The sequence below is a fragment of the Rhizobium sp. 01N48 genome (genome assembly GCF_056399145.1).
In genome coordinates, this window is sequence record NZ_JBFTQT010000015.1 from 56,304 (window position 1) to 71,705 (window position 15,402).

Annotated in this window: 14 protein-coding genes; 9 read left to right on the plus strand and 5 right to left on the minus strand. The window is 59.4% G+C overall.

Features of this window, described 5'->3' with window-relative positions; translation table 11 throughout:
- Positions 1-34: 34 nt before the first annotated feature.
- Positions 35-727: a GntR family transcriptional regulator gene (locus AC1DOG_RS22555; protein ID WP_477931190.1), complete on the plus strand. Its 693-nt coding sequence runs from the start codon at positions 35-37 to the stop codon at positions 725-727.
- A 15-nt stretch (positions 728-742) separates the two neighbouring features.
- Here the strand turns inward: AC1DOG_RS22555 and AC1DOG_RS22560 are convergent, their stop codons facing one another.
- Complete coding sequence (locus AC1DOG_RS22560; protein ID WP_477931192.1) at positions 743-2,545, minus strand: ABC transporter ATP-binding protein; 1,803 nt, start codon at positions 2,543-2,545, stop codon at positions 743-745.
- A 189-nt stretch (positions 2,546-2,734) separates the two neighbouring features.
- On the opposite strand from AC1DOG_RS22560, the gene AC1DOG_RS22565 reads away from it, so the two are divergent.
- From AC1DOG_RS22565 to AC1DOG_RS22600, 8 genes are all read left to right on the plus strand, one after another.
- Entirely contained in the window at positions 2,735-3,607 is an 873-nt protein-coding gene (locus AC1DOG_RS22565; RefSeq protein WP_477931194.1) for a sulfurtransferase, read from the plus strand.
- Between the two features lie 225 nt (positions 3,608-3,832).
- Positions 3,833-5,398, plus strand: a complete 1,566-nt coding sequence (locus AC1DOG_RS22570; RefSeq protein ID WP_477931196.1) for an ABC transporter substrate-binding protein — start codon at positions 3,833-3,835, stop codon at positions 5,396-5,398.
- An 87-nt stretch (positions 5,399-5,485) separates the two neighbouring features.
- Complete coding sequence (locus tag AC1DOG_RS22575; RefSeq protein ID WP_477931198.1) at positions 5,486-6,496, plus strand: ABC transporter permease; 1,011 nt, start codon at positions 5,486-5,488, stop codon at positions 6,494-6,496.
- A gap of 5 nt (positions 6,497-6,501) precedes the next feature.
- Positions 6,502-7,341, plus strand: coding sequence for an ABC transporter permease (locus AC1DOG_RS22580; RefSeq protein ID WP_113198912.1), 840 nt, complete (start codon positions 6,502-6,504; stop codon positions 7,339-7,341).
- Positions 7,342-7,349: 8 nt separating this feature from the next.
- Positions 7,350-8,735, plus strand: a complete 1,386-nt coding sequence (locus AC1DOG_RS22585) for an ABC transporter substrate-binding protein (protein WP_112944010.1) — start codon at positions 7,350-7,352, stop codon at positions 8,733-8,735.
- Between the two features lie 56 nt (positions 8,736-8,791).
- Positions 8,792-9,175 (plus strand): VOC family protein, encoded by a 384-nt coding sequence (locus AC1DOG_RS22590; RefSeq protein WP_112973787.1) that lies wholly within the window; start codon positions 8,792-8,794, stop codon positions 9,173-9,175.
- A 101-nt stretch (positions 9,176-9,276) separates the two neighbouring features.
- Positions 9,277-11,244 (plus strand): formylglycine-generating enzyme family protein, encoded by a 1,968-nt coding sequence (locus AC1DOG_RS22595; RefSeq protein WP_477931201.1) that lies wholly within the window; start codon positions 9,277-9,279, stop codon positions 11,242-11,244.
- A 205-nt stretch (positions 11,245-11,449) separates the two neighbouring features.
- Positions 11,450-11,662 carry a hypothetical protein gene (locus tag AC1DOG_RS22600; protein WP_477931203.1) on the plus strand — a complete coding sequence of 71 codons (213 nt, stop codon included), beginning with the start codon at positions 11,450-11,452 and terminating at the stop codon, positions 11,660-11,662.
- Between the two features lie 260 nt (positions 11,663-11,922).
- Here AC1DOG_RS22600 and AC1DOG_RS22605 read toward each other — a convergent pair whose 3' ends face one another.
- The 4 genes from AC1DOG_RS22605 to AC1DOG_RS22620 all read right to left on the minus strand — a co-directional run.
- On the minus strand, positions 11,923-12,627 hold the full coding sequence (locus AC1DOG_RS22605; protein ID WP_477931205.1) for a DUF899 family protein: 705 nt from the start codon (positions 12,625-12,627) through the stop codon (positions 11,923-11,925).
- Positions 12,628-12,670: 43 nt separating this feature from the next.
- On the minus strand, positions 12,671-13,030 hold the full coding sequence (locus tag AC1DOG_RS22610; RefSeq protein WP_477931207.1) for a VOC family protein: 360 nt from the start codon (positions 13,028-13,030) through the stop codon (positions 12,671-12,673).
- A 723-nt stretch (positions 13,031-13,753) separates the two neighbouring features.
- Positions 13,754-14,536 carry an exodeoxyribonuclease III gene (gene xth / locus AC1DOG_RS22615; RefSeq protein WP_477931209.1) on the minus strand — a complete coding sequence of 261 codons (783 nt, stop codon included), beginning with the start codon at positions 14,534-14,536 and terminating at the stop codon, positions 13,754-13,756.
- 18 nt (positions 14,537-14,554) lie between these two features.
- Positions 14,555-15,402, minus strand: an 848-nt coding sequence (locus AC1DOG_RS22620) for a hypothetical protein (RefSeq protein WP_477931211.1), incomplete at its 5' end; no start/stop codon positions are given.

Sequence of the window (15,402 nt, forward strand, 5' to 3'; positions counted from 1 at the left end):
ATTGCGCCGCCGGAATCGGAAACGGAGATTGATTTTGATTAAAGCGGACACGTCGAGCGGCAAGCGCGGAAAGTCGCTGACGGAAACGGCCTATGCCGTTCTTCGCGAGCGCATCATCACAGGCGACCTCGCGCCCGGCATGGAGGTCTCGGAGCCGGAACTGGCCGAGCAGCTGTCGGTGAGCAAGACGCCGGTGYGCGAAGCGCTGGCGCGACTTTGCGTCGAAGGTTTCATGGAAGCCTATCCGCGGCGCGGCTATCGTGTGACACCGGTGACGGTGAAGGACATGAACGATCTTTTTGCCATTCGCGGCATGCTGGAAGGGACTGCTGCAGCACTTGCCGCCAAAAACCTTTCCGATACAGATCTCGATCTGCTCGATCAACTCGCCGATGTCAGCTATGTGATCGGCGAGGAGGTCAGCACCAAGACCTTTGTCGATTCCAATCAGGAGTTCCACTCCGCCATAGCGCGGGGCTCCCGCAATCCGCGGCTCTATGCCTTGATCATGAGCCATCTGGAGGAATGCGCGCGGCTGTTTTATATGGGCGCACGGGTCCGCGACATAAATCCGGAGACGAATGACGATCATCACCGCATCGTGGCGGCGCTGCGCCAGCGCGATGCCGAAAAGGCGCGCGACGCCGTGGTCGAGCACAATGAAAATACCCGCCAGGGGATACTGGGCGCGCTTGTCGCAGCGGGGCAGGTGGGGCTGACGCTTTGATCTCTCCTGGTCGCCTCAGGCGACCTTGACGAGGTGGCCGGGTGCCGGCTCGTTGTAGCGGGCGACCGGTGGCTGGTAGTCAGCCGGTCTGACGGCACTGCCGATCTCGCCGCCGGCTGTTGCGCGGCGAATATGGCGGCGAGCCGGATCGGCGATCGGAACCGCGCTCAACAGTTTGCGGGTATAGGCATGTTGCGGATTGGCGAAGATCTGCTCGCGCGTACCAATCTCTACGATCTCGCCGAGATACATAACCGCTACGCGATGGCTGACGCGTTCGACGACAGCCATGTCGTGACTGATGAAGAGGTAGGCGATCTTCAACTGCTCCTGCAGTTCCATCATCAGGTTCACGACCTGCGCCTTGATCGAAACGTCGAGTGCGGAGACAGCTTCATCGGCGACGATCAGGCCGGGATTGAGGGTGAGCGCGCGGGCTATGCTGATGCGCTGCCTCTGTCCACCCGAGAACTCATGCGGGAAGCGTCGCGCCATGTCGGCCTGAAGACCGACGCGCACCATCAGATCCGCGACCTTCTCGCGCGCCTCTTTCGTAGTCGCCAGGCCGTGGGTGACCATCGGCTCGATAATGGCGTCGCCAACCCGCATTCTCGGGTTGAGGCTCGAAAACGGATCCTGGAAGATCATCTGCATATGCTGGCGCTGCTTCAAGAGGCTGCTGCGGTCCAGCGCCCTGATATCCTGTCCGTTGATATGGATGGAGCCGCTGACAGGTTCGACCAGACGCAGCACGGAGCGGCCGGTGGTGGACTTGCCGCAGCCGGATTCACCGACTAGCGAGAGCGTTTCGCCCACGTGTAGATCGAAGGAGACGTTTTCAACTGCATGCACGCGGCTGCTGACACGCCCGAAAAGGCCGGACTTGATATCGAAGCGGGTAACAAGATTGCGGACCTCGAGAATGGGGCACTTATTGTTCTCTACGGTGCCCTCGATCTCGCGCTCCGGCAAGACAGCGCCGGTGTCCGTATCCGTCAGCGGCAGCGTGGCCGGGAAGGCGCGGCCTTCCATCGAGCCGAGCCTTGGTACGGCGGAGAGCAACGCCTTGGTGTAGACGTTGGAGGGTTTTGCAAAAATCTGTTCAGTCTTGCCGATCTCCAGCGCGCGCGAGCGGAACATCACGACAGTTCGGTCTGCGATTTCGGCGACCACGCCCATATCGTGGGTAATGAATAGAACGGCCATCTTTTCCTCGTCCTGCAGCGACTTGATCAGTTGCAGGATCTCCGCTTGAACGGTGACGTCGAGGGCGGTGGTCGGCTCGTCGGCGATCAGGAGTTGTGGCTTGCAGGCAAGCGCCATTGCGATCATCACACGCTGCAGCATGCCGCCGGAGAGCTGATGTGGATAGTCGTCGTATCTGCTTGCCGCGGCTGGAATCCGGACGCGCTCGAGAAGCCGCACCGCTTCAACGCGCGCTTGCCTCTTCGAGCAACCGCGATGGCGGATAATGGCCTCGGCGATCTGTCGCCCGACGCTCAGGACCGGGTTGAGCGAGGTCATAGGTTCCTGGAAGATCATGGCGATGTCGTTGCCGCGAATGTCCTGCATCTGTTTTTCCGGCAGCGACAGGATATCGGTGCCGCCCAGCGTGATCTTGCCCGCCACGCGCGACGTATGCTCTGGCAGGAGCCGCATGATCGACATGGCGGTGACGCTCTTGCCCGAGCCGGATTCGCCAACGATAGCAACTGTCTCGCTCGCCGAGATGTTGAAACTCACATCGTTGACCACGGGCGTCCACGCGCCATTTCTGCGGAAGGATGTCGTAAGATTTTCGACCGAAAGGACTGTCAAGCGAGGATACTCCGGATCACGGCAAAGCTGGCAGATCGATATTGCAGCGCGTCAATGTGCAAATGTCAATGAAAATACCTCGTAGAATATCACGTAAGATATTTTAACTTGCGATCCGAGGAGCGATCGACGAATCTGCTTCTAGGGTAGATTTAGACAGGATCCTTACCGGATCGATTGGAGGCCGACATGACAGACGCGCAGCGCGAGACCGTATTGCTCACCCCTGTTCAGTTGCAGGCAATGCGCGCATCTGGCGCTGATGTGACGGTGATTGCTGTTCACTCGATCAACCCCTACACGGGGGAGCCTTCATTCAAAGGTAAGCGCATTGAAGGTGCGATCGACACGCAGGCCTATGAGGATTTTCAGTCGCCGGCCACGCCCGAAGGAGGGCAGCGCCCGTTGCCTGAGATCGCCATGCTCGAGATGAAGGCGCGCGCTTGGGGTCTTCGCCGCGAAAGCACGATCGTCATTTACGACGCCGACCGCAGCATGACGGCTGCGCGGGCCTGGTGGGTGTTGCGTTGGGCCGGGCTGCCTGATGTCAGGGTGCTCGACGGCGGCTTTCCAGCTTGGCTGGCAGCCGACCTCCCCGTCACCGAAGCGGTCTCTCGTCCAACGCCGAGCGACATTACCCTCAAGGCCGGTCAAATGGCCGAGATCGGGCCTGGAGAGGCCCTGCGTCTCGCTGTCGATGGCGTGCTCCTGGATGCCCGCATCCGCCCGAACTATATTGGCGGCGCCTCGCTGCCCGGTCAGCCGCCACGCGGGCACATCCCGCATGCGCTGAGTGCCCCTGCGCCTGATAATGTAACAGATTACGGCAATTTCACAGACACCGAAACTCTGAAGGAAATGTACCGGGCGCTTGGCGCCGATGGCCACAAACCCGTCGGGGTCTATTGCGGCGCCGGAATGTCAGCAGCACACACGGTCTTGGCCCTCGCGTCGATCGGCATCGATGCCGCAATGTATCCAGGCTCGTGGTCGGCCTGGGTGAGTGATCCCACTCGACCGGTCGCAACAGGTGCCGACCCGGCACGGGCGGCATTAGGCTGAATGTTTCGCAAGAATGCTGCTATGCAGAATAATCTTTTCGCATTTGCACAATAATTAGGCCGCAATCGCTACTTGTTCAAAACGCCGGCAGGCAAGGCTTTACAGCCGGAAAAGCGATGATATATTTCGTGGAATATCAGATGAGGAGTGCCTTTAAAGGCTGACGTTAAAGGGCTTGGGCAGACGTTGTCTGCGTCCCTGCCGGACCATGAAAGGGTCGTGCGAATGAAACTGCTTAAAGGACTTGCCGCCGCGGCCTTCGTCGCCTTGCCGATCTTTGCCGGATCCGCAAATGCGCAGAGTGACGAGCAACTGAAGACGCTGGTTGTCGCCGTTCCATCCGATCCGGTCAGCCTTGAGCCCGGCACCAACAAGGCTGAGCCGATCGGCAGCGAGATCATTCTCAATGTTTTCGACACGCTGGTCGCCTGGACCGCCCCGGATTTCAAGCAGCTCGAAGGCCGTCTCGCCAACAGCTGGACCGTTTCGGCGGACGGCAAGGAATTCGATTTCAAGCTGCGTGATGGCGTGAAGTTCCAGGACGGAACCGCCTTTGATGCAGCCGCAGTCAAGTTCTCGCTGGAGCGGACAAAGGCCACCAACTCCTACGTAAAAGCGACCTTCGACCTTATCAAGGACATCGCCGTCGTCTCGCCGGGAGAGGTGAAGATCACGCTCTCCGAGCCCTATCCGGCATTCCTGTCGATCCTCGCGCAGCCGCAGTCGGCAATCGTCAGCCCGACTGCCGTCGCCAAGTTCGGTGACAAGTTCGCGGCCAATCCTGTCGGCACCGGCCCGTTTTCCTTCAAGAGCGCGCAGGCCGACACAAATGTCGTGCTGGAAGCCAACCCTGATTATTTCCGCGGCGCGCCGAAGCTCTCGCGCATCATCTACCGCGTCATTCCCGATGCCTCGACGCGGCGCCTGGAGCTCGAAAGCGGCGGTGTCGACGTCGTGCAGCAGCAGGGCCAGCTCTCGGCCATTGCCGCTGAAGACATCGAAGCTCTAAAGTCCAACAAAGACGTCAAGATCATCGAGGCGTCGAGCCAGATCATTCGCCAGCTGGAATTCAACAACAGCAAGAAGGATGGCCCCTTCGCCAATATCAAGGTCCGCGAGGCAGTTGCGCATGCGATCGACTATGATGGTCTTCTGACCGGCGTATTTGGCGGCACGGCCGAGCGCGTCTACGGTCCGCTGACCTCGAACAGCTGGGCGTTCGATCCCAAGATCAAGGATATGGCGCCCGCCTACGATCCGGAGCTCGCGAAGAAGCTTCTCTCCGAAGCCAGCGTCGATCCGTCCAGCATCAATCTGAAGCTCTATAGCTTCCAGGGTCCGCTGTGGGGCGCCGTCGCCACCTTCGTTCAGGCCAATCTCGCCGATATCGGCATCACTGCTACGATTGAGCAGACCGAATTTCCGGCCTATCGCGCCTTACAGACCGCAGGTCAGTTCGACGCAGCACTTGACGGTCGCCAGCCCTGGTACAACGATCCCGACGCACACATCACCATCGGCTATCTTTCGTCGCTCGCCGACACAGCCATGACCTTCCGCATGCCTGAGGACAAGGCGCTTGACGAGCTTATCTTGAAGGCGCAGCAGACCGTCGATATGGATGCCCGCAAGGCACTCTATCAGCAAGTGCAGGAAGAAATCGTCAAGCGCGTGCCAGGTGCCTATCTGTTCAGCCCCAAGCTGATCGTCTTCACCCGCGCCAATGTCGAAGGCCTGGTGGTCAACAGTGCGCCTCCGCTCAACGAGTATTGGGGTGTGTCCAAGAAGTGAGGCGCGGTGCCTCTTCATGACGAGAAATCGATCCGCAGAGGTTCGCCGCTGCGGGTTACTTCCTTAAAGATATGAGTAGAACTGGGCATGGCGACCTTCATCTTGCGCCGATTGATTGCGTTGATACCCGTCATGTGTATCGTGCTGGTCATCGTCTTTTCGCTGGTGCGCTTCATTCCCGGCGATCCGGCCGTGACGCTTCTCGGACCCGGAGCAACGCAGGCGCAGATCGATGCGCTGCGGGCGCAGCTCGATCTCGACCAGCCGTTTCCGATCCAATTCCTGAAGTATGTCGGCGGTCTGCTGCAGGGCGATTTCGGCATCTCGCTGAAGACGGGCCGGCCGGTCGCCCATGAAATCCTGCTGCGGCTGCCGGCGACGATCGAGTTGTCGGTTCTTGCTGTCATCGTCTCCGTCATCATAGGAATTCCGATCGGCATTTTATCAGCTACACGTCCCAATTCCGTCTTCGACCATGTGACGCGCGTTGTCTCGCTGGTCGGCGTTTCCATGCCCGCCTTTCTGCTGGCGCTGATCCTGCAGCTGGTCTTCGGCACCTATCTCGGCTGGCTGCCTGTTTCCGGGCGCATGAGCTCCTTCATCGTCGCCGAACCGGTCACCGGCTTTGCGATCCTCGACGGCGTGATCACCGGCAACTGGGCGGCGGCGCTCAGCGCGCTGCAGCACCTGATCCTGCCAACGGCCGTTCTCGCCGCCTTCCTTGCCGCCACACTCGGCCGCTTCGTCCGCAACACCATGCTCGAGGTAATGGGTGAGGATTTCATCCGCACCGCCCGGGCCAAGGGCCTGAGGCGCGGCGACGTGATCATCAATCACGGCCTGCGCAACTCGCTTTTGCCGGCCATCACCGTCATTGGCCTGAAGTTCGCCGAAATGCTCGGCGGCGCTATCCTGACGGAGACAATCTTTGCCTGGCCCGGTATCGGGCGCTACATGTTCGAGGCGATCAAGAACCGCGACTATCCTGTGATCCAGGGCACGACCCTGGTCTTTGCACTGCTTTTCGTGTTCACCTCTATCGTGGTCGATGTGCTTTACGGCGTTCTTGATCCGCGCGTCCGCAAGAAGATGAAGTGAGCGCGATGTCAGAGTTTTTCACCTTCCTGCGCAAGAACACGCTGGCCATGGCTGGCAGCCTGATCCTCACTGTTCTGATCCTCGTCATTGTCTTCGGACCCATGGTCACGCCTTATTCGCCGACCAAGCTCGACGTCTTGCACAAGCTTGCCGCGCCGAGCTTCAGCCACTGGCTTGGTACAGATGCTTTTGGTCGCGACGTCTTCACCCGCATCATGCATGGCGGCCGGGCAACACTTGCCATCGGGGTCGGCGTGGTCGCGATTGCCTTTGTCGTCGGCGTTACGTTCGGCATGCTTGCGGGCTTTGCCGGCGGCTGGACGGATAGCGTCATCATGCGTATCGTCGATGCGATCCTGGCGTTTCCGGCGCTCGTCCTTGCCATTGCGCTTGCGGCGGCTTTCGGCCCCAGCCTGGAAAATGCGATGCTGGCTGTGGCGATTACGCTGGCACCGCAGTTTGCCCGTGTTGCGCGAAGCCAGGCGCTCAGCATCTCAGTCAAGCCCTATGTGGAAGCTGCCGTCTCACTTGGTCTGCCGACACCGCGCGTGCTCTTTCGCTATGTGTTTCTCAACGGGCTGGGTCCGCTGCTGGTGCAGTCGACGCTGGCCCTTGGCAGCGCCATCTTGCAGACCGCAAGTCTTGGTTTTCTTGGCCTTGGCGCGCAGCCGCCCATGGCGGAATGGGGAGCGGATGTGTCGGCCAACCTGCAATTCGTGCGTGGTGCTGCCTGGGTGGCGCTTGCGCCCGGCATGGCGATCCTGCTTGCCGTGCTGTCCTTCAATCTGATTGGCGATTCCCTTGCGGACTGGTTCAATCCCCGTCGTCGAAGCGAACTCGACTGAGGCCCGCAATGTCCACACTGACGATCAGTCTTGAAAAGGTTGATTTCCTGCCACCGACGCGGGTGACCGACGACACCAGCGTTTTGACGCTCAAGAACCTGGTGTTCGAGCCGCTTTTGAAATGGCATGACGGACAGGTGCTGCCGGCACTGTTTTCCGGTTGGACGCACGGCGACAACGGCCGGGAATGGCGGTTTACCATCCGCAAGGGTGCGAATTTCCACGACGGAAAGCCCTGTGTTGCCGCTGATGTGATCGAATTCATCGATGGTATTCTCGAAGCGGTCGATACTTTCGGCATGAAGTGGTCTTACGCTCGCTATCTGGCCGATGCAAAAATCACCGCAGAAGGCGACACCACTGTCGTTGTCCTTAACCCCCGACCCTTTGCAGATATTCTCGACATTTTCTCGGAGTTCTACATCTGCAGGCTCGCAAGTGACGGCCAGCCGATCCTTGGAACAGGGCCATTTCGCGTTCGCTCGTTCGAACCCAAGGCAAAGGCTGTGCTCGAGCGTGTCGTCGGCAATGGCGAGCCCCGGGAGATCGTTGCCATTGCCGAGGCATCCGCAGACAAACGCCTTTCGATGCTGACATCGGGTGCCGTCGACGTAGCGCTCAACCTAGAACGCGTCGATGGACGTCTTGACTTCGATGATCGCTTCCAGTGGGGGAAGGCGGTCAATACGCTGTCGGTGATGTTCTACCTCAATTGCCAGGACGGTGTATTCCGCTCGCCGCAGGCCCGACTTGCCGCCAATCACGCCGTCGACACTGGGCGCATCGCAGAAGAAATCTTCCACGGCCTAGCTGTTCCGTCATCGAGCATAGTCAGCCCTCATCATCTGGGAATGGCGACGGCAGGACTGTCACCGATCGTCTTCGATCCAGAGCGCGCGCGCCACTTGTTAGCGCAGGTTAGGGGCAGCAAGCGGATCAAACTGCGCACGCCCACTTTCATGCCCGAGCGAGCCATTGAGGTCAGCCGCTTCGTGGCAACCGCACTGGAGGCTGTTGGCTTTGAAGTGGAGGTCGAAGTTGAGACCGACCGGCCGGAATATGCGCGCCAGATCGGCCGTAAGGAAATGGGAGACATGGCGATTTTCGATTCATCGCCGCACAGCACCTATAGGATCCTGAACGACAAGATCTCGAGCGTCCCGAAGGCTGTGTGGTGGCAGGGCTATGACGACGAAGAGGCGGAGCGCCTGATCGCTTCGGCCAACAGTGCCGTCGAAGCGCAGGCGCGTGAAGCGGCGTACGCAGCCTGCTTGACCTATCTCAACGCCAATCCGCCCTGGCTTTACCTCGTGCATCCCGTCGATGTTTTCGCTGCGCGCGAGGGGATCGCCGGCCTATCCATCGATCACAAGGGCACGTTGACCATCGCCTGAGATCACCTCCTGAGACTATCGCCTGAGATCATCGCCCGCGCATGTGAGGACCGACCATGAAAAAAGACCATTCGATCACCTTCTTCTACTATGACGACATCCACACAGTGGTCTCGTTCTACGAACAGACCCTTGGCTTCGAACTGGTCCTCGACCAGGGCCTCGCACGCATCTACCGGATCGCCGAGAACTGCTACTTCGGCATCGTCGACGGAAATCGCGGCCACCTAAAGCACCAGGAAAAGAGCGCAGTGTTGCTCACGATCGTCTCGCAGGATGTCGAGGGCTGGCACGCCAGGCTCAAGGAGGCCGGCGTCTCAGGTCAGTCGGAGATGCTGCGCGGCCGTTTCTGCGAGCATTTCTTCTTTGAAGATCCCGCTGGCTATGCGATCGAGATCCAACGTTTCCACAACCCCGACGTGGCGAAGCTGTTTCAATGACCGGCATGAACGACAGGCCACTTACTCCAAGATTGGAGGCGATCCTTGCCGAAGCGCGGGCGTTTGCGCAGGCGCCGCTCCTTGGACTTCCAGACGGATCGGTGGCCGATCTCGCAACGGGTTACATCCCGCTCCTCGTCAACTTCACCTTCGAAGACAAGGCAGCCAAGGGACTGCGCAAACTGGAAGATCAGACAGAACCCGAGCCTCCGGTTTATTTCACGGCACTGGAAATGGTGCGCGACCATGCTGCGGTGATCCTTGCCGGCGAGACCGGCAGCGGCAAGACCAGCTTTGCGCGCAGTCTTGCGTCCAGGCTGGCTGTCGGCGCGTCGGCCTTGCAATCGCAGGCGGTATTCCGGAACGATCTGGGAACCGTGCACGAGGAGCACTGGGGTTTAGAGGGCGTCGTCCCCCTTTATATTTCCGTGACCGGATCGAGCTCTTTCGAGACCCTCCTGGGAGATGCTGGCGGCAGCATCGGCGATCTTATTGACGATCAGATGCTGACTGATACATCGGCCACCGTCCTGATTATTATCGACGCGCTTGAGGCTGCCGGCGACGAGGGTCCCCGCGTGCTCGCCGATGCGCTGGCGTTCCAAAAGACCCACCCACGGATCCGTCTGCTGGCACTTGGAGAGATATCCGTCGTCAAGAGCTGGCCGCTTCCAGCTGATTGCGTTCGCTACGATCTTCTCCCGCTTTTGAAGACGCAGCGCATCGATGCTGCAGCCCGCCTGGCAGGGCTCGATCTGGCGGGCTCGAATGTCGCCCTTGGCGCTGCGGCCGCCAACCCGGCACAGTTCGCCATGGCGATGGCATGCGCAGATGCTGGGGAAACCRCCGAAGCGATCACGGATCGCTGGGTCGCCCGGATTGCCGGCGACGAAAAGACAGCGGGCCTTTTATGCGGTCTTGCCTACGATGCCTTGAGCGGCAAGAACGACGATCCCGCACTCTTTCCCGTGACCCGGGTCCGTCAATTGCTGGCGGCGCGCCATCTTGCATCGCAATCACCTGAAGAAGCGGTCCAACCCTATCATAAGAAACCAACCCTCTGGACACCGGTTTTAAAGGGACTGGCAAGGCGTCTTTCAGGCACATCGGCAGCCGAAGGGCTCGTGGAGGCCTTGCTCGCAGGCGATGGCTGCGAGGTCCTTCGGGGGGCGCTCCTTGCCGCCGAACTTTTGAGCGAAAGCAGTCGACTTCGTGACCCCTTGAAGGCACATCTCGTTGCCATCGTGAGCAATGGCGCGCTTTCGGCGCGCGAACGCGAACAGGCGGCTCGTATTCTCTCGCGCTGGGGCGATCCGCGTGACCTGCAGGCACTTGCGGAAATTCCCGCTGGCACCTTCACCTTCGGTTCTGACACGCATCCGAACTCCGCGCCTGCGCATACGGTTGCGGTCGAGGCGTTCTGGATCGGCATCTACCCGGTGACCAACCGCGATTACGGCGCCTTCGTAGAGGCGACGAACCGCCTCTGGCGCAGTCCTGACGGCCTTGCCGCGGATCGCCGCAATGCTCCTGCAACGGACCTCACCTGGCGCGATGCGCGCGCCTATTGTGATTGGCTGACTGAACGTTGGCGAGACGAGGGACGCATCCTGCCGGATGAGGTCGTGCGCCTGCCGAGCGAGCCGGAATGGGAGCGCGCCGCGCGCGGCGATCAGCCCGACGAGGGCACCGACACGATCGTCTATCCCTGGGGTGCAACATGGCAGGACGACGCCTCGAATTCCGAAGAAGCCGGGTTCAACACCACCTGTGCGGTCGGCCTATTCCCGAAGGGCAGGTCGCCTTACGGGTGTTACGACATGGCGGGACAGGTCTGGGAGTGGGCGACCACGCTTTGGGGCGACGACATGGCGACACCGCATTACAGATATCCTTATGCCGACGACGGCCGGGAGGCGCCGGACGCCGGTCCATCTATCCGCCGTGTGCTGCGCGGAGGGTGCTTTTCCAGCGGCAAACTCAAGGCTTGCTGTACCTATCGCGGTAGCCTGGAACCCGATGGTTTTTGGCGTGGAAACGGTTTTCGTATCGTGGTCGCACGGCTCTGAGGATGCGGCGATCTCGCAACGCGGTATCAGGTTGCGGCCATCGCACGACCGGTACTCATTGAGCTTGCATCGCGATCAGCGTTGCGGGCCAATGGGACAGCATGCGCGCGTGATGAACAACGCTCGAAGGTCCGACCTTTCGCCGATCGGTCCAAATCGAGGTCATATATCGGATGCGCGTTGCCAATCCTTGAGGTGCCATTCCTTGACGGCAACGCCTGTTCTGGAATCAAACCTGCCAAAGTTAAAGATCAGCAAGATGATACCGAGCGCCATGGGAGCAGCCCAGATGAAATCAGGCCTCTTCAACGGACAGGAAAAGACTGCAGCTCCCAAAAGGAAGAACACGGTGCTTGCTAGCAAAAGACGGCAACGGGTGGAGCGCAAGAATGTCATCAAAACCTCGATCTGGCAGTGACATCAGTATCCACGGTCGCGCTTGCTTGTTACAGCCAAGGCGTTTCAAAATTTACGGTGTTTGAAGCATGGCAGTGCCGCCTGTCAGGCTTGAACCAATCAAGAGATTGCTCGCAGTCAACCGCCGCGGCACTTTGAATGCGCAATACGCCTCTTTCCCACTGCGCGCGGCGGCCCCGAAACTAAGGGAGATGCGGTGTTCGAAGACCGCGCCTGCGCCACCACCGGCGTGGATGGCCTAATTGGTTGCGCGGTTGCGCCTCAGTAATTGAGTTTGGGATACCAGTCTGTCCCTCGCCCCGCAGGCGTCAGGTCCAGAATATTCCAAAGAGGTGCGATATCGACGGCTCCTCTTGGATCCTGCCCGGGGTCGGCTGCTTGTGGTGGCATTTCGCCATTGTAGAACACATTGACCTGCTGATCTATCTTTTGATAGACTGTAAGGCTTGGATACTCGTAACCCTTATTATCCAACAGACCCAAATCTCGCGCATAGTCGTCGCCTACCGTCTGAACGAAATCGAGGTCACGCCAGCCTCGTTCTATAGCGAACGCCCGCTGACGTTCTACCGGACTCCGGCCAAGTATCTTGAAGGCAACACGTTGCCTGATGTCGGCTCCATTCCCGTTTGCCCCACCAAGGAAGTTCGTACACATAGGGCAGGGGCGTTCACGCTGTGGGCCGAACATCCAGAAATAGGTCACAAGCGTGTCGTGGGACCCAAAGAGGTCAATCAAGCCGACATCGCTGCCGTTTTCGTCCTGGAAACGGTAGTTCTTCTCGATCGCCGGGCCTAAGGGCAGGCGCCGGCGTTGCTCGGCGAGGCGGGTCAGATGACGCCGTACTTCGATCTCTTCCGCCAGTAGGGCCATCCGTGCCTTGGCATAGTCATGGCTCTCGTTCTCGAACCGTGACACCCGTGTAGCGGCCAGATCCTTGGCAGGTTTTAACTCGGTCATGTCCATGTCCTCACTCCCTTGTCTCGGTCACAATCATCGCGCCAGGTGATCAGTCTATTGCAGGCTCGGCCAAAACGGTCCTGTTGTTGTCGGCATCAAAGAAACTCGCAACGGCGCCAAAGGGTCCGCGTGCCTCGCTATCGGGCACGATGCCCTGCGCCGACAATCGCTGTATTTCGACGGCGAGATCGGGGACGACGATCGTCATCACCCCGCTTCCCGCCCGCGTCTTGTCGCCCCAAAGCTGGAGGCCCCCCGTCGCGCTCAAATTGCGCCATTGCGCCATCTGGGCAAGCGGATGGTCGTCGGCTGGACGACCGAGGAAACACTCGTACCACATCAATGCCGTCGAAAGGTCACTTACGGTTGCGGCAGCAAATATGCCTTGCACGTTCAGGTGTGATGCCATTGCAGTTCTCATCGTTTACATCGTCTCAAGGACGTTTATGGCGTTCACGTTCCGACAGTGATGTCGACTTTTTCGCAAATGTAATCACGATCCGCTCTGCAATGCCTTGGCTTTGTCCCGGTTGCACTGCGTCCTCACCTACTTTGCGTCTGTCGGTGCCCACAGGGCCGTCAGTCCAAGGATGTCCCTAAAGCAGAGGACGTGTTCATGGACACGCGCCTGTGACCGCTCCGATCGCGGTCGTCAGCTCAAAGTACCACCATGAGTGCTGGAGTTTTGGATTGCTCTGATGACAGCGCATATGGTCGAGCTTGCGGATCCGGACAGCGGCCCATCTTATCCGGGGGCCGAGCCAGGACGCTTACGGCCGATATGAAGCCGATTAGCTTGGCTGGCCACATGTCACCTTCGGGTGACATAGCCTTGATGAAGTTGGATCAACAGGTGTGAAACCTGTCTTCAACCTCGGCGCTCTTGGTCGAGCGATGGGCTACATGACAGGTGACAGGCGACATGCAAAACTGGGCCCGTAGCGACAAAAGAACTGGGCCCTCCTTAAATAGGGGCTGATGAAGCGGACAGACCATGACATTCTCCGCTGTTTTCACGCGGAGTGAAGCGATGGCGTCGGGGTTCGAAGTTGCTCTTCTTGGGCCGCACCCTTTCCAAATGCAGTCCGTCTCGGCCGCCCCGGGGTGTCAGGCATAGCCCGAACTGCCTTTGTCACGTCTCGGGCCGGTCGATCTCGAATACCACCGGCGCATGGTCGCTCGTGTGCTCCCAGCTTCGCGGCTTACGCCGAACGCTCGCTGTCTTCAGAAAGGGCGCGATAGCTGGACTAAGCAGGGCGTGGTCAATGCGGAGACCTGCGTTGCGCTCAAACGCGTTTCTCCAGTATTTCCAGAAGGTGTAGATACGCTCATCTGGATGCAGATGCCGGATCGCGTCGGTCCAGCCCTGTGCCACCAGGTCGGAATATGCTTTGCGAACCTGGGGCCGAAACAAAGCGTCATCGAGCCACCGTTCTGGCTTGTAGACGTCCAATTCCGTCGGAATGACGTTGAAATCTCCTATTAGAAGGGCAGGGACGTCGAGATCGAGCAATTCAGCAGCGTATTCATGAAGGCGCTTGAGCCAGTGAAGTTTATAGTCGAATTTCGGGCCGGGTGCTGGATTGCCATTGGGCAGGTACAGGCAACAGATCAAGATGCCATCAACGGCGGCTTCAATGTAACGGCTGTTGCTATCGTCGGGGTCACCTGGCAGCCCCTTGCGAGTTAGGTGAGGTTTTTGACCTCTTGCAAGAATAGCGACGCCGTTCCAGCTCTTTTGACCTTGCCAAACGGCGCCATATCCGGCCCTTTCCAACTCCCGATGGGGAAATTTGCCGTCGGAACACTTAAGTTCCTGCAGGCAAACCACGTCGGCCCTTTCCTCCTTCAGCCAACGAAGGAGGACATCCAGGCGCCCGTTGATGCCGTTTATATTGTAGGTCGCGATCTCCATCACACAAGCTAGCTCTCGCTAGCGACCGCCTGGAAAGCTCTGCTTTTGACGCAACGCGTCGAGCTCCTCGTTCGGACTCATGGTTTGATCGAGCGGATCCTGATGTCGGTCGCCTGTGGTTCGCTGATGTCCAGTTGGAAGTACGTCGTCGACGACGTCTTCAGGAAGCTGTTCCGTCAAATCATATGCGCGCACGCGGGCAGAGCTCGCCTCGCCACTGCGCGAGAAGCGCCCGATGCCGGTCGCAGCGCCGGCTACGGCATCGGCCTGGTATATGTCGCCTTGAGAACCGCTCGGCTTTTGATCGTGCGCAGCGCTCCACCCACCGGTTCGCCAGAGATCAGCGCGCTCATCGATGTCGACTGCGCCATCGTCATCGAGAATGTCGTGGGCTGCCTCGTAGGTCGTGCCATCGACCGAAACCGAGACAAGGAAACCGCCGCGGCGAAGTCCTTCCGCATAAAGGTTGCGGTCGTCGTCAGGGAAAAGCCAGTCTCCGAGTTTCGACCAGAAGCTGCCGGCATCGTTGGAGCTGGACGCTTCGCCATCGGCTTCGTAGCCAGCCATCAGCCGCACGTCTCCAAGGCCTGCTGACCTCAGCCTTACGATGGCTCGATCAGCGTCGCTTCGGTTGTCGAAGAAAGCGGTCAGGGCGCCTTTCGTTCTGCCTGTCGCGGAATTTAGTCCGTTGTCACTTGATATACTGGTCATGATTTCCTCCAATGAAAGAATACAAGGGATAAAACACCAGCGTTGGCGGCGTTTCCTTGGGTTCTGGTTGTGTTTTGACCGGCGTTGGCGCCGATCGGCAAAGTCTTTTTTTCCGCAGGACAAAGGTGTCCTTCGGTTCTCGAACCATTCTCCAA